Origin of the sequence: Streptomyces sp. NPDC058664 (assembly GCF_042716635.1) — a bacterium.
In the GTDB taxonomy this organism is placed as follows: Bacteria; Actinomycetota; Actinomycetes; order Streptomycetales; family Streptomycetaceae; genus Streptomyces.
This window is the reverse complement of the sequence record NZ_JBHXRW010000011.1, coordinates 120,932-141,895: the sequence shown is the minus strand read 5'-3', so window position 1 is coordinate 141,895 and position 20,964 is coordinate 120,932. Positions and strand designations below refer to the sequence as shown.

Here is a 20,964-nt window from a genome sequence, read left to right as displayed (position 1 = left end):
GCTCTCCCGGCTCCGCGAGCTCGGTGAGCTCCGCGAACCCCGGCCCGCCGCCGTCACGCCGTTCCCCCCTCCCGAAGGCTCTGCGGACCCCGCGCCGCTGGTGGGCACTGCCCGCCTCCGTCCTTGCGGGCGTCGCCCTCGGCGGCGGTTACGGAGCGCTGAAGGCTCCGGAGTACGCGGCGACGAGCTACGTCATCGTGGTGCCGGCCGGGAAGTCGGACCCGGCCGCGGCCCTCGGCTTCGCCCAGGCGTACGGGCGGGTCGCCACCGACATCGCGGTGACCGGCGACGCCCAGGTGTGGGCCGGGGTCTCCGCGCAGACGCTGCGCTCCGACGTGCAGGCGGCCACCAGCCCGGACGCGCCGATGATCTCCATCACGGCGCGGGCGGCCAAGCCGACCCGGGCGGTGGCCATGGCCGACGGGGTGGCCCGCGCCCTGGTCCTCAACAGCTCGCACGTCTCGGGGAGCACGGGAGTGAAGGTGGTGCAGTTCTCGCGGGCGACCAAGCCCTCCGCGCCGGTCTCGCCGTCCGCGCCGCTCTCGGCGCTCGTCGGCGGCTGCGCGGGCGGTCTGCTCGCCGGTCTGGCCCTCCTGGTGCGCCCCGGGCGCACCGCGCGCGCCGAGGCGCGGCACTCGCGGCAGCCCGCCGCCGTCCCCGGTCCTGCGGGCGCGCAGCACCGGCCGGAACCGGAGACGGTGTGAGCACGGCGGGCGCGGGCGGTCTGCGGGCCGAGATCTGCCGGGACGACGCGGAGTTCGGCGAACTCGCGGACCGGTGGGGATCGCTGTACGCGCGCTGCTCGACGGCGACCCCGTTCCAGTCCCATGCGTGGCTTCACTCGTGGTGGGTGTCGTACGGCAGACCCGGCGCGCTGCGCGTGGTGCTCGTACGGCGGGAGGACGGCGGACTGGTCGCGGCGGCGCCCCTGATGCGCGCCCCCGGCCCGCTCCCGGTCCTCACCCAGCTCGGCGGCGCGATCACCGACTTCACCGACGTCCTCCTCGACGACTCCTGCCCGGACGCGGTCCCCGTCCTTGCCGGGGCGCTGGCCCGGGCGGCGCGCGGCGCGGTGATCGACCTGCGCGAGGTGCGGCCGGGGGCGGCGGCCGAACAGGTCTTCGGCCGCTGGCGCGGTCCGCGCAGACGGCTCGCCGACTCCCTCTGCCTGGAGCTGCCGGCGGTGCCGATGGACGACCTGCTCCAGCGGATCCCGTCGGCCAAGGCCCAGCGGGTGCGTGCCAAGCTGCGCAAGCTCGACGCGCTCGGCATCGACGAGCGGGTCGTGACCGAGGAGGAGGTGCCTGCGGCGCTGGAACGGCTGCTGCGGCTCCACCAGCTCCAGTGGGAGGGCCGGGGGGTGACCGCCGAGCACACCAGTGACCGGTTCGCGCAGCATCTCGCGCGGGCGGTCCGGCCGATGGTCGAGCGCGGGGACGCGCGGGTGACGGAGTTCCGGCTCGCCGGGGACGTGGTCGCGGCCGACCTCACCCTGATGTCGCCGCGGCTCGCGGGCGGTTACCTGTACGGCGCGGATCCGGTGCTGCGGGCTCGGAAGGTCGATGTGGCGACGATGCTGCTGCGGCACGGGGCGCGCGAGACCAGCGCGAGCGGGCGCGCGACGCTGAGCATGCTGCGGGGCACGGAACCGTACAAGCGGCACTGGCGGCCGGAGACCGTGTCGAACCAGCGGCTGATGCTGTCCGGGCGGGTCGCGGCTCCGTTGCTGTGGCTGCGGGCGGGCGCGGCGGACGGGCGGCGCCTGCTGGCGCGGCAGGCGCGCGAGCGGGCGTGGGTGGGGCGGGCGGTCGGACGTCTGCGCGGGCGGCCGAGCGGCGGAGGATGAACTCCGCCGCCGCGGTGACCCCGGGTGATCAGAAGGGCCAGGTCTCGCTGTCCATGATCTCCTCCCAGGGCTCGGTGTCGTCGATGTCGTTGATGTCGACGGCATCGACGACGTCGTCGATCGCGTCCTTCGAGCCGCCCTTGTCGATGCAGAGGGGCCCGCCGAGCCAGCTCTCGATCCAGGGACCGAGGTTGACGCTCCAGCAGTCGGTCTCGGGCTTCGGCGGCACCTCCGGCTTCGGCTCCGGCTTCGGCGGCACCTCCGGCTTCGGCTCCGGCTTCGGCGGCACCTCCGGCTTCGGCTCCGGCTTCGGCGGCACCTCCGGCACCTCGGGCACCTCGGGTTCTGCGCCGTACAGCATCTGCCGGAACACCTGTGACGACTTCGGATTGTCGTCGCACTGCCAGACGCCGTGCGGGCAGTAGTCGGTGATCGTGTGGTACAGCGGTTTGTGCTGCTGCATCCACTCGATCATGCGCCGCATGTACTCGGCATTGTCCCCGTTCCGGAAGAGCCCCCACTCCGGGTACGAGATCTGCTTTCCGTGTTCGGCCGCGAATTCCACCTGCTTGCGCAGCCCGTACGGCTCGTTGACGTGGTCATCGAAACTGGACCCCGACGGCTGGTCGTACGAGTCCATTCCGATGACGTCGACCACGCCGTCACCCGGATAGCATTCCGTCCACGGAACGGCGTCCCTGCCCCGGCTCGGGTTGAAGTCGAAGCGGAACTCCTGGCCGGGGACGGAACGCATCGCGGTGACGATCCGGTTCCAGTACTCCTTCCACGCCGCCGGGTCCGGTGCGCACCGATGGGTGTACGTGGTGCCGTTCATCTCCCACCCGAGGACGATGACGGTGTCCTTCGCCTCCAGGCCGACCAGGCGTTCGGCCAGCGCCCTGAAGTGATGGTCGTAGTGCCCCGAGGCGCCGAGCCGGAGCTGCCTGCGGACCTCCTGGTCGGAGACCCTGGCCTCGTTGCGCTCCAGCATCGGCACGTTCAGGACGAACAGCCGGTCCTCCCGCTCGTTGCGCCAGTCCGCCCAGGCGTCCAGGAACCCCGGGGGGCCCTCGATGTTCGACCAGAGGTCGCCGGGGAGGTACGTGTGCCCGACCCGCAGTTCCCTGCCGCCGAGCCACCGCTCCAGCTGGCCGATGCGGCTGACACCGACGGGGCCGGATTCCAGGAACGCGCCCATCGCGCTGGACAGAGTCGGTTCGGGGGCCTCGGTCGTTAGGGATTCGGCGGCGTGCGCCGGAGAGGACAACACGACCGAACCCGAGGCGAGGAGCCCCGCGGTGAACACCCCCCACCAGGTTCTCGATACTTTCCGTCTTCCACTGGCCATGGCCACTCCTTCTCGTCCCGCACCACTTGATGAGCCATCAATCCGATGTTCAGAAAGTATTCCTAATAAGCCAACCGTGAACGCGGTGGCGATCTGATCCGTAGTCCATTGGTGGATTTCATCCCCCACTTGGGGCACTCGAGAGGAGGACATGCCGTGCCGGGTTTTGACACCGGCGTCCCCGCGCTCCTTGTACGTCTCGACCGGAATCCCTTTCATCACGGCACGCTCGGTGCCGCCCGGTCCCTCGGGCGGGCCGGCGTTCCGGTCCACGCGGTGATCGAATCGCTCACCAGCCCCGTCGCCCGCTCGCGCTACGTCCGAGAGGTCCACCTGAGCCCCGACGCCCCCTCCCCCGCCGAGCTCGCCCGTCTCCTGCTGACGCTGTCCGACGGGCTCCCCGGTTCCGGGCCCGCGCTCCTCGTCCCCATGGACGACGTCACCGCCCTCGCGCTGGCCGAGCACCGCACCGAGCTCACGGGCCGGTACCTGCTGCCCGACCAGACGCCCGAGCGGCTTCTACGGGTGGCTGACAAGGTGGCCCTCGCCGAGACCTGCCGGGCCCTGAACCTCCCCCACCCCCGTACCGAGGTCCCCACCGGCGCCGACGAGGCGGCCGCCATGGCGTGGTCGCTCGGGCTGCCGGTCGTCGCCAAGTGGAGCCGCCCCTGGCTGCTTCCGGCCGGAAGCGGGTTGCGCAGTACGTCGATCGTGCATTCACTCGCCGAGGTGCGCGCGCTGTACGCCCGTACCCCGCAGGCCGGCAGCCGGCTGCTGCTCCAGCGGCTGCTGCCGGCGGGGCGGAACCTGGACTGGTTCTTCCACGGGTACGCGGACTCCACCGGCCGCTGCTCCGCCGCCGCCACCGGGTGCAAGGAGCGCTCGTGGCCGCACGGGGCCGGGCTCACCGCGGTCGGCCGATGGACGCCGAATCCCGCCGTCGAGCGCATCGCCCGCGAACTGCTCGCCGCGCTGGACCACCGGGGCGTGGTCGATCTCGACTTCCGGCTCGACCGGTCGACGGACACGTACCACCTGATCGACTTCAACCCGCGCCCCGGTGCCCAGTTCCGGCTCTTCGCGGACCGTGACGGTCTCGACGTCGTCCGCGCCATGCATCTGGACCTGACCGGGCGCCGGGTTCCACCGCGCTCCCCCGCGTACGGCCGCCGGTTCGTGGTGGAGAACTACGCGGCGCTGGCCGTGCTCACCTCCCCGCGCCACCGCCCGGACGCGGAACGTGACATCGAGGGCGGTGCGCGGTACGGCGTCGAAGGCGGTACGGAGACGGACGCGATACCGGCCACGGAGTCCGCCGACCCCACGCGGCGCGTGGAGACGGCCTGGTTCGCCGCCGACGACCCCGCGCCCGGCCTCGCCATGACCTGGGCCTGGGTACGCCACGCCCTGCGCAAGGGACTTCCGGCACTCCGCCGGGCCGGTCGGCCCGAAGGCTTTCGGCCCGCGACCGGCCCGGCGACCGCGCTCCTGTCCCCGCCGGCGGCCCGTACTCCCTCCCAGGAGGCGTGCCGCGCGACGAAGCCGACGCCGCGCTGATCGAGGGCCGCGAGGGCCGTGTCCGGACGTCCTGCCTCGTGCGGAGACATGACGAAAGGCCGGGCCCGGCCGGCGTGATGAACGCCTTCCGGGTCCGGCCCCTCAGGTCGCGCCCCGGTGAGGGCGCGCAGGCGTCAGTCGGCGTTGACGCAGACGTTGCCGGCGGTCGGGTTCAGCAGACCGATGATGTTGACGGAGTTGCCGCAGACGTTGATCGGCGCGTGGATCGGAACCTGGACGACGTTCCCGGAAAGGAGGCCCGGCGAACCGACGGCCCAACCCTCCGCCTCCGCGTCCGCGAAGGCGGGCGACGCCGCACCCATGGCCATGATGATTCCGGCGACGACGGCCGCGGCCTTCTTGCACTTCATTTCGTCTGCGTCCTTTCTGCGGCGGAAGACTATCCACGGATTTCGTGATCACGCGGGGCGCATTTTCATGCCCCCGGCTTCCGCTGCGCACATCACCGAGCACCATTCCCTGGAAGCGGGCCGGGCGCATCTCGGGACCGACGGTATTCACTCCATCGCATTCACCGAATTACGCCGGACGCCGCACATTTCGGCTCAGCGCGGCCAGATCGGCGCCCTGATCAGCCGCTCCCACTCGCGATCCGGGACTCCCGGCACCGTGCGGCCCTCCAGGGCCCATCGCTGTACCAGCGAGGAGTACAGGGGGAACGGATCTCGGTCGGCGGGTGGCGGTTCCACCACATTACGGCTCTTCGGAATGAAGGCCATCCGCTCCCATTTGCCGGGATCGGGCGCCATCTTTCCCTCCCATCCGGTGTGGTTCCCACATCATTCCACAGACCCCGCACGAGAGTGATTCGACCGGCCGATGCCGCGTCGCGAACCTGTGTGCGACGGAAATCGATTTACAGTGCGGGTCCACATTCCCGAGCTCCGGTGGTGTACGCCCGTGTCCGTCAGGAAATTCACGCGCCCGCGGCGACTCGTGCCTGCCGTCGCCGCGCTCGTCGCCCTCGCTTCCGGGGCGCTCGCCGCCGGCCCCGCCGCCCTGCCGTCCCCCACCCTGCCGTCCCCGGGCCAGGGGCTCAACATCCTGGTGGTCGGTCTCGACACCAGGAAGGGCGTGACCGCGCGGGAGAAGGAGGCGTACCTGCTCGGTGGCAAGGAGTGCGGCTGCACCGACGTGATGATGCTGGTGCACGTCTCCGCCGACAACAGTCGGGTCAGCGTGCTGGGGCTGCCGCGCGACTCGCTCACCGAGTTCCCCGCGGGCCACCGGGACCGGCGGTCGGGCGCGGCGCACGACGCGCATGCGGCGAAGCTCAACAGCGCCTGGGCCGAGGGCGGGCCGTCGTACGCGATGGAGATCGTCGAAAGGGCGACGCGGCTCCCCGTGCACCGCTATCTGGAGATCGACTTCCGCCGGTTCATGGACGCCGTGGACCAGTTGGACGGCGGCGTGCCGATCTGCGCCAAGGAGCCGCTGAAGGACACGGTCACCGGCATCGACCTCGCGCCGGGCACCAGGAACGTCGGCGGCGGAGAGGCCCTCCAGTACGTGCGCTCGCGGCGCGCCGACGGGCAGATGGACTTCGGGCGGATCCGCAAGCAGCAGCAGTTCGTCGTCAACGCCCTGCGGAAGGTGCGTTCGGACCTGCTGGGGAACCCGGTGAAGCTGATGACGTTCGCCTCGGTGCTGAGCGGGACGACGGCGGCGGAGCGGCGCGGTCTCTCCACCCTGGACCTGATGTTCCTCGCCATGCGCCTGCGGAACCTCACCCCGGACCGTATGGAGTTCGCGACCGTGCCCGTGCTCCGCTTCGAAAACGTCCAGGGCGCCGGGTCCTCGGTCGCCTGGAACGTGGCGCACGCCGAGGAGGTGTTCGCGCGGCTGCGCGCGGACGAGCCGCTGCCGCCGGCCCGTCCCACCCCGTCCAGTGAGATCCCCCAGGCCGAGTACCGGCCGGCCGGCGGCGCTTCGCTCGTCTGCGCGTAACCCTCCGGGCCGGTGCCGGTCCGGGCCGGCGCGGGGCGCCGTCAGCGGCCGAGCTTGCGTGCCAGCTCGGCCGGGTCCGTCGTCGGCGCGTCGCAGGTGAAGTGCCGGCAGACGTAGGCGGCCGCTCCCCCGTTCACCAGCGGGCGGTCCCTGAGCAACGGGAACTCGTCGCTGTCAGGGGTGCCGAAGGCGACGACCGCGCCGGGCGCGGGCGCCAGCAGGGCGGTGCGGTGCAGGGCGCGGGCCGGGTCGTCCCCGGCGGGGCCGACCACCGCGATCTCGCGCGGCCCGTCGAGCAGGGCCTCCGCCGTGGCCAGGCCCCAGCCGATGAAGCGGGGAGCACGCGGCCCCAAGGCCTTGACCACGCCCAGTGCGCCCTCGGCGGCCGCCCGGTGGGCCTCCGAGCCGGTGTGTGCGGCGTACGAGAGGAGCGCTCCGGCGGCGGCCGTCCAGCCGGACGGGGTCGCGTTGTCGGTGGGGTCCTGCGGTCGGCGGATCAGGGTCTCCGCGTCGTGGGCCGTGTCGTACAGCGCCCCGCCCTCGGCGACGAACTGGTCGAGCACGATGTCCAGAAGGAAGCCGGCGAACTCCAGCCACACGCCCTCGCCGGTGACACCGGCGAGGGCGAGGAAGCCCTCGGCGACGTCCGCGTAGTCCTCGAGCACTCCGGCGTTGGTCCCGACCCGGCCGTCCTTGGAGGTCCGGGAGAGCCGCGCGCCCTCTCCCATGTGTACGCGAACGAGCAGGTCGGCGGCCTCAGTGGCGCGTTCGACCAGGTCAGGCCGATCGAGGAGGGCGCCGGTCTCGGCGAGGGCGGCGATCGCGAGGCCGTTCCAGGCGGCGACCACCTTGTCGTCGCGACCGGGGCGGGGCCGCCGCGCGCGGGCGGCGAGGAGCCGCTCCTTGATCGAGGCGATCCGGTCGGCGTCGACCGGGTCCGCGTCCCGCGGGAGCTGGAGGACCGAGGCGCCCTCCTCGAAGGTCCCCTCCTCGGTCACTCCGAAGTACCGGGCCGCGTCACGGGCGTCCTCCTCGCCCAGCACCTCGGTCAGCTGCTCCGGTGTCCAGACGTAGTACGCGCCCTCGGCGTGCCGCTCGTCCCCGCCGGAGCCTTCGTCCCGGGAGGGCTCCCCTCCGTCTTCGACGGGGCTGTCGGCGTCCAGCGCCGAGGCGAACCCGCCCTCCGCGGTGCGCAGCTCGCGGACCATGAAGTCGGCGGTCTCCAGCGCGACCCGCCGGGCCAGGTCGTCGCCGGTGGCCCGCCACAGGTGCGCGTACACCCGGCAGAGCAGGGCGTTGTCGTAGAGCATCTTCTCGAAGTGGGGCACGACCCAGTCGCGGTCCACGGAGTAGCGGGCGAAGCCGCCGCCGAGCTGGTCGTAGATGCCGCCGCGGGCCATCGCCGCGCAGGTGTCGGCGGCCATCTGAAGCGCGCCCTCGGCCCCCGTGCGAGCGTGGTGGCGCAGCAGGAACTCCAGCGCCATCGACGGCGGGAACTTGGGCGCGCCGCCGAAGCCGCCGCGGGTCGCGTCGTACTCCCTGGTCAGTCCGAGGAGCGCCTGGGCCAGCTCCTCCTCCCCGGGGACGCCGTCGCCGCCGTAGGCCAGGGAGCGGGACGAGAGGTCCTTGACGATGTTGCCGGCGACCTCGCCGACCTCGTCGCGGCGCTCGGTCCAGGCGCGGGAGACGCCGTCGAGGACGTCACGGAAGGAGGGCATGCCGTGCCGGGGCTCGGGCGGGAAGTAGGTGCCGAAGTAGAAGGGTGCGGCGTCCGGGGTGAGGAAGACCGTCATCGGCCAGCCGCCCTGGCCGGTGGCCGCCTGAACGGCCTCCATGTAGACGGCGTCGACGTCGGGGCGCTCCTCGCGGTCGACCTTGACGGCGACGAAGTGCTCGTTGACGTAGGCGGCGGTGGTGTCGTCCTCGAAGGACTCGTGGGCCATCACATGGCACCAGTGGCAGCTGCTGTAACCGACGCTGAGCAGCACGGGAACGTCGCGACGGCGCGCCTCGGCGAACGCCTCGGGCGACCACGGCCACCAGTCGACCGGGTTGTCGGCGTGCTGGAGGAGGTACGGGGACGTCTCATGGGCCAGTTTGTTCGGCATGCTCCCCATCCTCGCGCACACGGCTGCGCCCCGTCCGTGCGCCACGGGGGCGTCAAACGGTCGGGGCGCCGTTACGGCGGAGCGGCCCCGCCCTTCGCAGGGGAACTGCGAAAGGGGCGGGGCCGCTCAGCGACGAAGCTGACGTCAGCTGACGTCGGTGTTGCCGTTGTCGGCCAGGAGGTCGACGAGGTCCGACAGCGGGTTGTTCTGCTGCTGCTCGACCGAGTTCTGGGTGCACGTCATGTTCTGCTTCGGGCTCAGAACGTCGTCGATCGGGACGGAGACGAGGTTGATGACCGGCACCTGAGCCGTGACGTCCTGGACGTCGAAGCAGTGCAGGACGCCACCGTTGATGAGGCCGAAGTTCGGGCTCATGTAGCCACCGGTGGAGTTGCTGCCGATGGCCTGCTTCGACGTGTTGCCGATGACGTTGGTGCTGTTGCCGTCATCAGCCGCCGCAGTCGCCGTGGCAGCGGACATGCCGACGACGGAGGCCGCAACTGCCGCGGTGGCGAGAACCTTCTTGATCACGAGATTTTCCTTCTTGAGCTGGAGGGCCCTGGAATGCTCCGTTACCGAAGCACGCTGATCAACTACCGGAAAATGGATTGGTTCCGGCTGATCACCCTGATGCGCTATTCGACAGATGAACGCCATCGGACGTGATCTCGAAGGGCACACGTTCGGTAGGGCGCGAGCCCCCGCGGAGGCCGGGCGGGACACCGGTCGACCGCTCCGCGCCCTCGCGCGACGCACATCGCGCGGGACACTTGTTCGGGGCGCTTGTTCGCGAAAGCGGAAGCTCTGGGAGAGGAACCCGCACACGGGACAGCCCCCGGGCCGGAGCCGAGGGGCTGTGGGTACGCGGCCGTGTGGACGAGGAGTGCGGCGCGGGAGGCGGGGACGAAGCGCCGCGGCCGTTCTACGGGCGGGTACGGCTCAGGGCCCCGGGAGGTCCCGGGGCCCTGAGCCGGCGGCTTACCGCTACTTCCCTGGCGCCGCCTTGCCGGGCTCCGCGGCCGCGGGAGCCGACGGGTCCGGGGCCTCCTCGAAGGAGACCTTGCCCATGTGGCGGTTCATCGACTTCATCAGCTGCCAGACCGCGAGGGCCAGGACCGCGAAGACGACGAAGCCGAGGACGCCGGGGGTCACCTTGTTCTTGTCCAGCTCTTCGGCGGCGAAGGGGACAAGCTGGGTCAGTGCCAGGTGTGCGCTCATGTCAGGCATTGTCGCGGATGCCCGCGAAGAGATCTTCCTCGGGGAGGGAGGTGGGCACCAGCGCCTTGCTGAGCTCGTACTCCTCCGTCGGCCAGACCTCCTTCTGGATCTCCATCGGGACCCGGAACCAGCCGCCGTCGGGGTCGATCTGGGTGCGGTGGGCGATCAGGGCCTTGTCACGGGTCTCGAAGAAGTCGGCGCACGGCACGAAGGTGGTCAGCGTCCGCTCCTTGCGCTCGAACTCGCTCCAGCGCTCCAGCCACTCCCCGTACGGGGACTCCAGGCCGCGGGCGAGCAGCGCCTCGTGCAGGGCGGTGGTGCGGGGACGGTTGAAGCCCTGGTTGTAGTAGAGCTTCAGGGGCTGCCAGGCCGGGCCGAACTCGGCCTCCGGGTACTTCACGGCGTCGTTCGCGCCGTCGAAGGCCACCATCGAGATCTTGTGGGTCATGATGTGGTCGGGGTGCGGATAGCCGCCGTTCTCGTCGTAGGTCGTGATCACCTGCGGACGGAAGGAGCGGATCTTGCGGACGAGCGCCCCGGCCGCGGTGTCGACGTCCTCCAGGGCGAAACAGCCCTCGGGCAGCGGGGGCAGCGGGTCGCCCTCGGGGAGCCCGGAGTCGACGAAGCCCAGCCACTCCTGGGAGACGCCGAGGATCTCGCGGGCCTCGTCCATCTCCTTGCGGCGCACCTCGTGGATGTTCGCCTCGATGTAGGGGTCGCCCTGGAGCCGGGGGTTCAGGACCGAGCCCCGCTCGCCGCCCGTGCACGTCACCACGAGGACGTCCACCCCCTCGGACACGTACTTGGCCATCGTGGCCGCACCCTTGCTCGACTCGTCGTCGGGGTGGGCGTGAACGGCCATCAGTCGCAGCTGCTCAGTCAAGACTCGATCCTCAGTGATTCGACGCGGAGGGTGGTCTCTATAGTGACGGAATCGGGGGAGTGAAAATTCCGCCACCCCCTGGCTTCGAGAGGACCGATCATGAGCGCGGCGCGAGAGCAGCTGCCCGAGGGGCGCTACGGACGCTCCGCGGACCAGGCGGCGGACCGCAGGCTCAAGATCACGGGCGCGGTGCTCGGCGTCCTCTTCCTCGGCCTGATGGGCTGGTTCGGCTGGTACTACGTCGTCGACAGCAGGATCAGCGCCGAGATGATCAAGTTCGACGTGGTGAGCGCGACCGAGGTGCAGGTGCACCTGGAGGTCCGCAAGGACGAGGGCGTCGTGGGCGTCTGCACGCTGCGCTCGCGGTCCGAGGACGGCGCCGAGGTGGCCCGCAAGGACGTCCGGATCGACGACCCCGCCACCCGGGTCGACAGCGTCTTCTCGCTGCGTACGACCGCCCACGCGACCAGTGCCGAGCTCATCGGGTGTACGGCCAGGTAGCGGTGGGTAGGGACGGGGTGTCGAGTCCCGGCGAGTCACCACGGTGACCTGGGAAGACGCCACCCCTGATGGTTATGTCCTCCCGCTTTTCGCCACTGATTGTTAGGCTCGTGGTTTCGCCCACCCGGGACGCAAGCTTTCCCGTGTAGGGCGATGCTTTGTATCCCCAGTACCTACGAGGAGCACCCGTGACCCAGACCAGCGACAACGTCACCTGGCTCACCCAGGAGGCGTACACCAAGCTCAAGGACGAGCTTGAGTACCTGTCTGGTCCCGCGCGTACCGAGATCGCCGCCAAGATCGCCGCCGCACGCGAAGAGGGCGATCTGCGCGAGAACGGCGGGTACCACGCGGCCAAGGAGGAGCAGGGCAAGCAGGAGCTCCGGGTCCGCCAGCTCACCCAGCTGCTCCAGCACGCCAAGGTCGGCGAGGCCCCCGCGGACGACGGTGTCGTCGAGCCGGGCATGGTCGTGACGATCGCCTTCGACGGCGACGAGAACGACACGATGACCTTCCTGCTCGCCTCCCGCGAGTACGCGAGCGGTGACATCGAGACCTACTCGCCGCAGTCGCCGCTCGGCGTCGGCGTCAACGGCAAGAAGGCCGGGGACGACGCCGAGTACGAGCTGCCGAACGGCAAGAAGGCCGCGGTGAAGATCCTCAGCGCGAAGCCGTACACCGGCTGAGACGCCTGATCCACTGTTCCACGCGCCGGGCCGGACCCCTCGGGGGTCCGGCCCTTCGCTTTGCGGCGGACATGCCATGATGCGGACCTGACGTCACGTCACCAGGGGGAGGGGCGAAGTGCTGGGACCGCTGCGCAGGAACACGCCGCGCCGGATCGGACCGTACGAGGTGCTCGCGCGGCTCGGCGCGGGCGGCATGGGGGAGGTGTTCCTCGGGCGGGACGGTGCCGCGGACAGCCCCACGGACAGCCCCGCCGCCGGGCCCGTGGCCGGGACCTTCGTCGCCGTGAAGACCGTCCGGCAGGACGTCGCGGGCTCCCCCGCCTTCCGGGACCGCTTCCGCCGTGAGATCAGGGTCGCCGCGCTCGTCGACAGCCCGTACGCCGCCGCCCCGCTCGGCGGCGACGCCGACGCGGAGGTGCCCTGGCTGGCCACCGCGTACGTCCCGGGGCCCAGCCTCTCGCAGGCCGTACGGCGCGGCGGCGCCCTCCCCGTCGCCACCGTCCGCGCGCTCGGCGCCGACGTCGCCCGCGCCCTCGCCGACCTGCACCGGGCCGGGGTCCTGCACCGGGACCTCAAGCCCGGCAACGTGATGCTCTCCGTCGACGGACCCCGGCTCATCGACTTCGGCATCGCCCGCAGCGACACCGCGACCACCATGACCGCCACCGGCCTGATGGTCGGCACCCCCTCCTTCATGTCCCCCGAGCACGTGGCGGGCGCCCGCCGGGTGACCGCCGCCTCCGACGTGTTCTGCCTCGGCTCGCTGCTCTGCTACGCGGCGACCGGCGAGGACCCCTTCGGCGACGGGCCGCTCGCCGCCGTCCTCTACCGCGTCAGCCAGGCCGAGGCCGACCTGAGCCGGGTGCCGGACGAGCTGCGCGGGACCGTCGCCGCCTGCCTGGCCCTGGACCCGGCGGCCCGGCCCACCCCCGAGGCGCTCGCCGAGCTGCTCGGGGGCGGGGCTCCGAAGGTCTTCCCGTGGCCGGAGGGCGTACGGGACCACATCGGCGAGTACGGGACGGAGCTCGCCCGGCTCGTGGCCTCGGGCGGACCGCTCCTGGAGGTCGCGCCGGCGGCCGGTCCGGTCGTCACCCCGGCCGCCCCCGGCCTGCACTCCGTCCCGACCTTCGGGCCCGTCGCACCGCCCGCCGCTCCCCCGCGCGCGCGGCGGCGACGCGCTCTCGCCGCCGCGCTGGCCCTCGCGGTCGTGGCCGGCGGCCTCGGCGCGTACCTGCTGTGGCCGGAGGACGGGAAGCCGCCCCGGGCCCCCGCGAAGGCCGCCCCGGCCGCCGCGCCCCGCGTCCCCGGCGTCGACGACCGGGGCCTCGCCGACGCCTCGGGCGTCGTCCCGCAGAACGCGGCCCAGCGGCCGGCCGGCTGGAAGCCCTGGCGGGCGAAGCTGACCGCGCCCGCGTTCGGCTGCTCGGCCGGCGAGAAGGTGCTCGTATGCCGGACGACGGACGGGCGGTACGAGGCGCTGGACCCGGCGAGCGGGAGGAAGCTGTGGGACGTTCCGCGGGCGGCGGACACGCCCGGTGAGACCTATCTGAGCCCCAAGGGGGGCTTCCCCTTCACGGCCGGGGCCGCCACGCGTCCCACCGTCCACGGCGGAAGCGTCGCCCTCGTCGCCGGGGGCTCCCTCCAGGTGCGCGACGCGCGGACGGGTGCCGTGCGCTGGGAGAAGCCGGCCCATGGGCCGCAGGGCGCCTCCTTCGAGACCCGGCCGCTCGTCGCGGACGGGATCGTCTTCGCGGCGACGGCGGTGGTGGAGGACGTCGACTGGGTCAGGAGCGCCCTGACGGCGTTCTCCCTGGCCGACGGGGAGCGGCTCTGGTCGAAGGAGCTCACCAACGGGGTCATCTCCTTCGCCGAGCGCAAGGCGTACGAGCCGGTGGCCCACGCCCAGGGGGTCGTCTACGCCCTCGGTCAGGGCGGGCTCGTGGCGTACGACGGCAGGAAGGGCACCCCGCTCGGGCAGGTCGAGCCGGACGCCAAGGCCTGCGAGAAGCTCAAGGTGCTCGGCACGTCGGCGTACTGCGCCGGTGTCGGGGAAGGGGCCGACGCCGCCCTGCATCTGCTCGACGCCCGTACCCTCGCCCCGAAGGGGTCCCTGCCCGGCGCGCTCGGCACAGCCCTGCCCACGGCGGTCGGGCCCCGCGCCGTCGTGAGCTGGGACAAGGGCCTGCGGATCCTCGACCCGCGCACCGGCGAGGAGCGGGCCTCCTTCCCGTCCGTGGCGGCTCCGTCGGGCCTGGCCCAGAGCTGGTCCTCGCCCCTGCTGGCGGGCGACCAGGTCGTGTACGCCGACCATTCCTCGCTCTACACCGTGCGGCTCGGCGCCGACGGCACGCCGGACGGGCTCAAGGTCACCCGTGTACCGGGGGCGCCGGGGCCGCGCGTCGCCGAGGAGGACTTCGACCTCGAGTACGGCTACACGATCAGCAAGCGGGTCCGGGAGCCCGAGGTCCTTCCGGTGGGCGGGATCGCGTACGTCGTCTACGACAAGGGCGCCGTCGCGTCCGTCGCGCTCCCCAAGTGATCGCACCCGGGTGATCACACCCGCGTGCCGCCCGTCCGCCAGTGACGTCCCGAAAGGACCTTTTCGGTGCTGGAATCCCTGCCCGCGGGGCAGTCCCCTCGGCTCATCGGCCCCTACCGGCTGCTCGCCCGCCTCGGCGCGGGCGGCATGGGCGAGGTGCATCTCGCCTGCCGGGCCGACGAGCCGACGGCCGATCCGCACCGGATGGTCGCGGTGAAGACCGTACGGGAGGACCTGGAGGTCGACGGGGACTTCAGGACCCGGTTCCGGCGCGAGATCGCGGCGGCCCGGACCGTGGACGGGCCCGGGGTGGCACGGCTCGTGGACGCGGACGCCGACGCCTCCTCGCCGTGGCTGGCGACCGAGTACGTGCCGGGACCCTCGCTCGCGGAGGCGGTCGTACGGTCGGGGGCGCTGCCCGTCGGGGCCGTACGGGCCCTGGGTGCCGAGCTCGCCCGCGCCCTGGACGCCGTGCACGGGGTGCGGGTGCTGCACCGGGACCTGAAGCCGGCGAACGTGCTGCTCGGCGCGGCCGGGCCCAAGCTGATCGACTTCGGCATCGCCCAGGCCTTCGAGGCGACGGCGCTGACCTCGACCGGGCTTGTCGTGGGCTCGCCCGGGTTCATGTCGCCCGAGCACCTGGTGGGGAGTCGGGCGGTGGTGCCCGCGTCGGACGTGTTCTGTCTGGGCGCGGTGCTCGCGTTCGCGGCGAGCGGGCGGGGGCCGTTCCACGACGACGAGATGGCGGCCGTGATCTTCCGGATCAGCCGGGCGGAAGCCGACCTGGACCCGGTTCCGGAGGAGTTGCGGCACGTTCTCGCGCGCTGTCTGCGGCGCGACCCGGCGGAGCGGCCGTCGGCGGCCGAGCTGGCAGAGCTGCTCGGCGGCGGAGAGCCGCCCGAGGTCTTCCCCTGGCCCGGCGGGGTGCTGTCGCTGCTCGCCGAGTCCGGGGAGGCGGCCAGGCGGGCCGGGGAGGCAGCCGCCTCCGGGGCGGGCGTGGCCGATCTGCCGACGCTCGGTCCTGTCGTGCCGTACTCCCCCACGGCCATGAGCGACCGGCCGGTGCTCCCGGACGCCACCGTCGAGCGGCGCCGGCCGTGGGGCGCGGTCGTGGCGGGCGCGGTGGCGGTGGCGGTGGTCGCGGCGGCCGGAGTGGTGCTCCTCGACCGGAACGGCGGGCAGGGCGGTGCGGACGCCGGTGGGGTCGCGGGGCCGAGCGCGAGCACCTCCGCCGGCGCGCCGGCGAACCAGACTCCCGCCACGCTGAGCCAGGTGATGCTGCCGTACGGAGGCAAGGGCCACACCAACGACTTCGGCGGGGCCGGGACCGACCGCGCGTCCCGCCCGGCCGGCTGGGCGCCCTGGACGGCGGAGGTGGAGCCGGGCGGCGGGGCGTGCGCGCTCTCCCCGAAGGTCCTGGTCTGCCCGGGCAACGGTGGCGCGGTCACCGGTCTGAACGCGGCGGACGGCAAGCAGCTGTGGAAGGTGCCGGGCCGGGGCGAGGGGCTGCGCAGCGGTCCGCAGTACCCGGCGGTCGTCGGTGACACGGCGTACGTGACGGGACCCGACGGGGTCGTCTCGTACGGGCTCGACGACGGCCGGGAGCGCGGCCGGATCCCGGCGCCGGGGGCCGACTGGGCCGTGAAGGGCACCGACCTCCTGGACGGCGTCCTCTACTCCACGTACGTCAACAGGCGCGACGAGCGGACGGGGCTCGTCACCGCCGTACGGCTCGCCGACGGCGAGAAGCTGTGGCGGTCACCGCTCGACGGCCTCCCGGAGAAGCCGGTCGCGGCGGCCGGGCGGGTCCTCGTCCCGGTCGGCACGACACCGGTCTCCCTCGACGCCCGTACGGGGGAGGTGGCGGCGCGCGGGACGGAGTACTGCGCCGACTTCACCGTGCACGAGAAGAGCGGGAGCGTGCTCTGCTCCGGCCGCCAGGACGGCACCGTCGGCGTGCTCGACCCGGGGACGCTCCGGCTGCGGCACACCCTGGGCAGCGGCGTCACGGCCGGGCCCGCGGTGAGCGCGGACGGCCTCGTCGCCGTCGTCAGCGCGGGCGACACGGTCGTCACGTACGACCTGGAGAGCGGCCGGGAACGGTGGCGGGCGGACGGCCATTCCGCGAACCGCGTCTACCTGGCCGGAGACCGGGTCGTGACCACGGGCACGAGGTGGGTGGCGTCGTATCCGGCCTCCGGACCCGCCGGCCGGGACGACGTGGAGACATACGACCCCAACCTGCCCGACGGCGTCACGGTGCAGACGCCCGGCGAGGCGATCGCCGCCGGAGGGGCGGTGTTCGCCACCTTCCCCGACGGCTTCGTCGTCTCCGCCTACCTGCCCTGACCCGTACCGGCCAGGGCAGGCCTCACGCCGTCGCCGAGCGGTACTTCCGTACCGACAGCGTCCGGAAGACCACGATGATCAGCACCGACCAGATGAGCGACGCCCACACCGCGTGCTGCATCGGCCAGGCGTCGGACGTCGAGACGCCGGGGTTGCCGAAGAGTTCCCGGCAGGCCTGGACCGTCGCGCTGAACGGGTTCCACTCGGCGATGGTCTGCAGCCAGGACGGCAGCTTGCTGGAGTCCACGAACGCGTTCGAGATGAACGTGACCGGGAAGAGCCAGATCAGTCCGCCCGAGGTCGCGGCCTCGGGGGTGCGGACCGAGAGGCCGATCAGGGCGCCGATCCAGGAGAAGGCGTAGCCGAGGAGGAGCAGGAGGGCGAAGGCGCCGAGCGCCTTCGGGACGCCCTCGTGGATGCGCCAGCCGACCAGCAGGGCGACGATCGCGAGCACGAACAGGGTGAGCGTCGTCTGCACCAGGTCGGCGAGGGTGCGGCCGGTGAGGACCGCGCCGCGGGCCATCGGCAGGGCGCGGAAGCGGTCGATGAGGCCCTTGTGCATGTCGTCGGCGATGCCCGCGCCCGCGCCCGCCGTGGCGAACGTGACGGTCTGGGCGAAGATGCCGGCCATCAGGAACTCGCGGTAGACGGCCGGAGAGGTCGTCCCGCCGATCTGCATGGAGCCGCCGAAGACGTAGCTGAACAGCACCACGAACATGATCGGCTGGATCAGCCCGAAGATGATCATCTCGGGGATCCGGGACATCCTGATCAGGTTGCGGCGGGCGATGACGAGCGAGTCGCCGGCGGACTGGACGACTCCGCCGCGCGGGCGCGGGGCCAGGCGGCCCGGGCCCTCAAGGGTGGTGGTCACGTGACGACCTCCTTCTCGTCCCCTTCGTCCCGCTCGGCCGCGTGGCCGGTGAGGGAGATGAAGACGTCGTCGAGGGTGGGGCGGCGCAGTCCGATGTCGTCGATCTCCACGCCGATGGCGTCCAGGTCGCGGATCACCTCGGCGAGGAGCTTCGCGCCGCCGGTGACGGGGACGATGAGCTTGCGGGTGTGGTTCTCGACCGACACCTCCCCGCGGCCGTCGCCGGCCACGCCGTAGCGGGCGAGGACGTCCCGGGCGCCGGGGATCATCTCCGGTTCGTGGACGACGACCTCGACGCGCTCGCCGCCCGTCTGCGCCTTCAGCTGGTCGGAGGTGCCGCGCGCGATGACCTTGCCCCGGTCGACGACGGCGATGTCGTCGGCGAGGCGGTCGGCCTCCTCCAGGTACTGGGTGGTGAGGAGCAGGGTCGTACCGCCCGCGACGAGCTCCTTGATGACCTCCCAGAGGGCCTGCCGGTTGCGGGGGTCGAGGCCGGTGGTCGGCTCGTCCATGAACATCACCGGCGGGGAGACGACCAGGGCCGCCGCGAGGTCGAGGCGGCGGCGCATGCCTCCGGAGTACGTCTTGGCCGTACGGTCGGCGGCGTCGGCGAGGCCGAAGCGCTCCAGGAGCTCACCGGCCCGCGCCTTCGCGGCCTTCGCCTTCATCTGGTAGAGCTGCCCGACCATCTGGAGGTTCTCACGGCCGGTGAGGTACTCGTCGACGGCCGCGAACTGGCCGGAGAGCCCGATCGAGCGGCGCACCTCGTTGGGGTGCTTGAGGACGTCGATGCCGGCGACGACGGCCCGCCCGCTGTCCGGCTGGAGGAGAGTGGTCAGCACGCGCACGGTGGTCGTCTTCCCCGCGCCGTTCGGGCCGAGCAGACCGAGGACGGTGCCCTCCGGCACGTCGAGGTCCACGCCGTCCAGAGCTCGTACGTCGCCGAAGGTCTTCACCAGACCCTCGGCATGGATCGCGCCTGGCATGTGGGTTCTCCTGGGAGAGGAGGCGTTTGCCCCACCGATCCTAGGATCAGCGGGCCCGCCCCGCCCAGTGAATTGGTGACGTGCGCCACATGATCATGGCCGGGCTTCGGGTACCGGTCAGCCCAGCACCGTGTATCCGGCGTCCCGCAGCGCGTCCGCGACCTCCCGGCAGTGCTCCGGGCCCTTCGTCTCCAGGTGCAGCTCGACCTCCGCCTCCGTCAGGCCGAGCCGCGGGTCGGTCCGCACGTGACTGATGTCGAGGACGTTCGCGTCGGCCACCGTGAGGACCGCGAGCAGGGTCGCGAGGACCCCCGGCCGGTCCGTGACCCGCAGCCGCAGGCTCAGGTAGCGGCCGCCCGCGGCCATGCCGTGCCGCAGGATGCGCTGGAGCAGCAGCGGGTCGACGTTCCCGCCGGACAGCACCGCCACGACCGGCCCCCGGAAGGCCTTCGGGTCGCTGAGCAGGGCCGCCACCGGACTGGCGCCCGCCGGTTCGACGACCAGCTTCGCCCGTTCCAGGCAGAGCAGCAGCGCCGAGGAGAGGGCGTCCTCGGAGACCGTGACGACGTCGTCCACGTACTCCTGGATCAGCGCGAACGGCACGTCACCGGGCCGCCCCACCTTGATCCCGTCGGCCATCGTCACCGGGGACTCGACGACCACGGGGTGCCCGGCGGCCAGCGAGGGCGGATAGGCGGCCGCGCCCTCCGCCTGCACGCCGATCACCTTCACGTCCGGGCGCACCGACTTCACGGCGAGTCCGACGCCGGCCGCGAGACCGCCGCCGCCGACGCCCACGAGGATCGTCCGGACCTCCGGGCACTGCTCCAGGATCTCCAGGCCGACCGTGCCCTGCCCCACGATGATGTCGGGGTGGTCGAAGGGGTGGATGAAGACGGCACCGGTCTCCCGCGCGTACTGCTCGGCCGCCGCGAGCGTCTCGTCCACGACATGGCCGTGCATCCGGACGTCGGCGCCGTACTCCCGGGTCGCCGCGACCTTCGGCAGCGGGGCGCCGACCGGCATGAAGACGGTGGCGTGCACCCCGAGCAGCTTCGAGGCGAGCGCGACACCCTGCGCGTGGTTGCCGGCGGAGGCCGCGACGACCCCGGCGGCCCGCTGCTCGGGCCGCAGCCCGGCGATCCGTACGTACGCCCCGCGCAGTTTGAAGGAACCGGTCCGCTGGAGGTTCTCGCACTTGAGGTGCACCGGCGCCCCCACCAGCGACGACAGATGACGACTGCCCTCCATCGCGGTCATCCGGGCCACCCCGGACAACATCTTCTGCGCCCCCCGCACGTCGTCGAGCATCAGCCGGTGCAAGGGGTCTGGCGTACGGAAGCTCATGACAGCAAGTCTCGCAGCTCACGGCACTCGTGGCCGCCCGGCGGACAGGGGCCCCAACCGGTTTGCGCAGCCCCGGTACGGACCTCCCCGGGGCCGCGTACTCTGTCCCCCACCGACCGACCACCCCCGCACGAGAGAGACCCACAGCCATGCCCACGTCTCAGGACATGACGACTGCGCTCGACCCCGGTCTCCTCGATGCCCTCCAGCACCAGGTGGCCGTCTTCGCCCGCCGGGCCGAGCAGACCCGCCTCGGCGGCACGGGCCAGTTGCGGAACTCGATGGACCGCGCCGCCTACCTCCTGCTCAACCGGCTCGACCAGGAAGGCCCGATGGGCGTCAAGGCGCTGGCCGCGGGCATGGGCATCGACTCGTCGACCGTCACCCGCCAGGTCGCCCCGCTCGTCGACACCGGCCTGGTGAAGCGCACTTCGCACCCGGAGGACGGCCGGGCGGTCGTCCTCCAGCTCTCGCCGCGCGGCCTGGCCCGCCTGGAGGAGGTCCGCTCCTCGCGCCGCCAGCTGATGGCGGAGGTCACGGAGGGCTGGACGCCGGCCGAGCGGGAGTCCTTCTGCACCCTGCTCACCCGCTTCAACACCGCCCTGTCGGCACGGCAGTCGGCGCACACGGGCCACCCTGCGGCGGAGTCCGCGGCCCCGTCGTCGGCCCCGTCGTCGGCCCCGTCCGCCGACGCCTCCACGGCCGAGGGGACGGGCGAGTCCGCGCCGACCTCTTGACCCCGCACCCGCGC

At 72.5% G+C, this 20,964-nt stretch carries 19 protein-coding genes; 9 read left to right on the top strand and 10 right to left on the bottom strand.

The annotated features are described in order from the left end of the window. Positions 1-23 precede the first annotated feature (23 nt). Together ACFWUY_RS12115 and ACFWUY_RS12110 are read left to right on the top strand one after the other, a co-directional pair. Positions 24-704 carry a lipopolysaccharide biosynthesis protein gene (locus tag ACFWUY_RS12115; RefSeq protein WP_384105969.1) on the top strand — a complete coding sequence of 227 codons (681 nt, stop codon included), beginning with the start codon at positions 24-26 and terminating at the stop codon, positions 702-704. Then, the gene (locus tag ACFWUY_RS12110; RefSeq protein ID WP_384105966.1) at positions 701-1,846 is read left to right on the top strand and encodes a GNAT family N-acetyltransferase; all 1,146 of its coding nucleotides are present in this window, start codon (positions 701-703) and stop codon (positions 1,844-1,846) included. The genes ACFWUY_RS12115 and ACFWUY_RS12110 overlap by 4 nt, the downstream gene beginning before the upstream one ends. A 28-nt stretch (positions 1,847-1,874) precedes the next feature. On the opposite strand, the gene ACFWUY_RS12105 is transcribed toward ACFWUY_RS12110, so the two are convergent. Beyond that, the gene (locus ACFWUY_RS12105) at positions 1,875-3,194 is read right to left on the bottom strand and encodes a glycoside hydrolase family 26 protein (protein ID WP_384105963.1); all 1,320 of its coding nucleotides are present in this window, start codon (positions 3,192-3,194) and stop codon (positions 1,875-1,877) included. A 156-nt stretch (positions 3,195-3,350) separates the two neighbouring features. Here ACFWUY_RS12105 and ACFWUY_RS12100 point away from each other — a divergent pair, with 156 nt between their 5' ends. Next, positions 3,351-4,751, top strand: a complete 1,401-nt coding sequence (locus ACFWUY_RS12100; protein ID WP_384105961.1) for an ATP-grasp domain-containing protein — start codon at positions 3,351-3,353, stop codon at positions 4,749-4,751. Positions 4,752-4,885: 134 nt separating this feature from the next. Here ACFWUY_RS12100 and ACFWUY_RS12095 read toward each other — a convergent pair whose 3' ends face one another. Beyond that, on the bottom strand, positions 4,886-5,122 hold the full coding sequence (locus tag ACFWUY_RS12095; RefSeq protein ID WP_384105958.1) for a chaplin: 237 nt from the start codon (positions 5,120-5,122) through the stop codon (positions 4,886-4,888). Between the two features lie 195 nt (positions 5,123-5,317). Then, the gene (locus tag ACFWUY_RS12090) at positions 5,318-5,521 is read right to left on the bottom strand and encodes a hypothetical protein (protein WP_384105955.1); all 204 of its coding nucleotides are present in this window, start codon (positions 5,519-5,521) and stop codon (positions 5,318-5,320) included. Between the two features lie 151 nt (positions 5,522-5,672). Here ACFWUY_RS12090 and ACFWUY_RS12085 point away from each other — a divergent pair, with 151 nt between their 5' ends. Continuing rightward, positions 5,673-6,719 (top strand): LCP family protein, encoded by a 1,047-nt coding sequence (locus tag ACFWUY_RS12085; RefSeq protein ID WP_384105952.1) that lies wholly within the window; start codon positions 5,673-5,675, stop codon positions 6,717-6,719. Between the two features lie 41 nt (positions 6,720-6,760). On the opposite strand, the gene ACFWUY_RS12080 is transcribed toward ACFWUY_RS12085, so the two are convergent. The 4 genes from ACFWUY_RS12080 to mca all read right to left on the bottom strand — a co-directional run bounded on the left by ACFWUY_RS12080 (position 6,761) and on the right by mca (position 10,928). Continuing rightward, a complete protein-coding gene (locus tag ACFWUY_RS12080) occupies positions 6,761-8,827 on the bottom strand; it encodes a thioredoxin domain-containing protein (RefSeq protein ID WP_384105949.1) in 2,067 nt (688 codons plus the stop codon). A 144-nt stretch (positions 8,828-8,971) separates the two neighbouring features. Then, positions 8,972-9,358 carry a rodlin gene (locus tag ACFWUY_RS12075; protein ID WP_384105946.1) on the bottom strand — a complete coding sequence of 129 codons (387 nt, stop codon included), beginning with the start codon at positions 9,356-9,358 and terminating at the stop codon, positions 8,972-8,974. 453 nt (positions 9,359-9,811) lie between these two features. Continuing rightward, positions 9,812-10,054, bottom strand: a complete 243-nt coding sequence (locus ACFWUY_RS12070) for a hypothetical protein (RefSeq protein WP_384105943.1) — start codon at positions 10,052-10,054, stop codon at positions 9,812-9,814. Next, the gene (gene mca, locus ACFWUY_RS12065; protein ID WP_384105938.1) at positions 10,047-10,928 is read right to left on the bottom strand and encodes a mycothiol conjugate amidase Mca; all 882 of its coding nucleotides are present in this window, start codon (positions 10,926-10,928) and stop codon (positions 10,047-10,049) included. Before mca ends, ACFWUY_RS12070 begins: the two co-directional genes overlap by 8 nt. A gap of 99 nt (positions 10,929-11,027) precedes the next feature. Between mca and ACFWUY_RS12060 the strand changes: the two genes are divergently transcribed. The 4 genes from ACFWUY_RS12060 (at position 11,028) to ACFWUY_RS12045 (ending at position 17,006) form a co-directional block, all read left to right on the top strand. Next, positions 11,028-11,429 carry a DUF4307 domain-containing protein gene (locus tag ACFWUY_RS12060; RefSeq protein ID WP_384105935.1) on the top strand — a complete coding sequence of 134 codons (402 nt, stop codon included), beginning with the start codon at positions 11,028-11,030 and terminating at the stop codon, positions 11,427-11,429. A gap of 188 nt (positions 11,430-11,617) precedes the next feature. Beyond that, a complete protein-coding gene (gene greA / locus ACFWUY_RS12055) occupies positions 11,618-12,115 on the top strand; it encodes a transcription elongation factor GreA (RefSeq protein WP_384105932.1) in 498 nt (165 codons plus the stop codon). 118 nt (positions 12,116-12,233) lie between these two features. Next, positions 12,234-14,657, top strand: a complete 2,424-nt coding sequence (locus ACFWUY_RS12050; protein WP_384105929.1) for a PQQ-binding-like beta-propeller repeat protein — start codon at positions 12,234-12,236, stop codon at positions 14,655-14,657. A 66-nt stretch (positions 14,658-14,723) separates the two neighbouring features. After that, positions 14,724-17,006 (top strand): protein kinase, encoded by a 2,283-nt coding sequence (locus tag ACFWUY_RS12045; protein ID WP_384105925.1) that lies wholly within the window; start codon positions 14,724-14,726, stop codon positions 17,004-17,006. Positions 17,007-17,028: 22 nt separating this feature from the next. Here ACFWUY_RS12045 and ACFWUY_RS12040 read toward each other — a convergent pair whose 3' ends face one another. From ACFWUY_RS12040 to ilvA, 3 genes are all read right to left on the bottom strand, one after another. Continuing rightward, positions 17,029-17,880: an ABC transporter permease gene (locus ACFWUY_RS12040; protein ID WP_384105922.1), complete on the bottom strand. Its 852-nt coding sequence runs from the start codon at positions 17,878-17,880 to the stop codon at positions 17,029-17,031. Beyond that, on the bottom strand, positions 17,877-18,866 hold the full coding sequence (locus tag ACFWUY_RS12035; protein WP_384105919.1) for an ATP-binding cassette domain-containing protein: 990 nt from the start codon (positions 18,864-18,866) through the stop codon (positions 17,877-17,879). The genes ACFWUY_RS12040 and ACFWUY_RS12035 overlap by 4 nt, the downstream gene beginning before the upstream one ends. Positions 18,867-18,983: 117 nt before the next feature. Then, on the bottom strand, positions 18,984-20,213 hold the full coding sequence (gene ilvA / locus ACFWUY_RS12030) for a threonine ammonia-lyase (RefSeq protein ID WP_384105916.1): 1,230 nt from the start codon (positions 20,211-20,213) through the stop codon (positions 18,984-18,986). Between the two features lie 149 nt (positions 20,214-20,362). Between ilvA and ACFWUY_RS12025 the strand changes: the two genes are divergently transcribed. Next, positions 20,363-20,950: a MarR family winged helix-turn-helix transcriptional regulator gene (locus ACFWUY_RS12025; RefSeq protein ID WP_384105914.1), complete on the top strand. Its 588-nt coding sequence runs from the start codon at positions 20,363-20,365 to the stop codon at positions 20,948-20,950. Positions 20,951-20,964 lie beyond the last annotated feature (14 nt).

Excerpts from the sequence above, each read along its gene's own strand:
- ACFWUY_RS12095 (WP_384105958.1), bottom strand. The coding sequence starts at position 5,122 with ATGAAGTGCAAGAAGGCCGCGGCCGTCGTCGCCGGAATCATCATGGCC.
- ACFWUY_RS12105 (WP_384105963.1), bottom strand. The coding sequence starts at position 3,194 with ATGGCCAGTGGAAGACGGAAAGTATCGAGAACCTGGTGGGGGGTGTTC.
- ACFWUY_RS12070 (WP_384105943.1), bottom strand. The coding sequence starts at position 10,054 with ATGCCTGACATGAGCGCACACCTGGCACTGACCCAGCTTGTCCCCTTC.
- ACFWUY_RS12035 (WP_384105919.1), bottom strand. The coding sequence starts at position 18,866 with ATGCCAGGCGCGATCCATGCCGAGGGTCTGGTGAAGACCTTCGGCGAC.
- ACFWUY_RS12090 (WP_384105955.1), bottom strand. The coding sequence starts at position 5,521 with ATGGCGCCCGATCCCGGCAAATGGGAGCGGATGGCCTTCATTCCGAAG.
- ACFWUY_RS12025 (WP_384105914.1), top strand. The coding sequence starts at position 20,363 with ATGCCCACGTCTCAGGACATGACGACTGCGCTCGACCCCGGTCTCCTC.
- ilvA (WP_384105916.1), bottom strand. The coding sequence starts at position 20,213 with ATGAGCTTCCGTACGCCAGACCCCTTGCACCGGCTGATGCTCGACGAC.
- ACFWUY_RS12060 (WP_384105935.1), top strand. The coding sequence starts at position 11,028 with ATGAGCGCGGCGCGAGAGCAGCTGCCCGAGGGGCGCTACGGACGCTCC.
- ACFWUY_RS12080 (WP_384105949.1), bottom strand. The coding sequence starts at position 8,827 with ATGCCGAACAAACTGGCCCATGAGACGTCCCCGTACCTCCTCCAGCAC.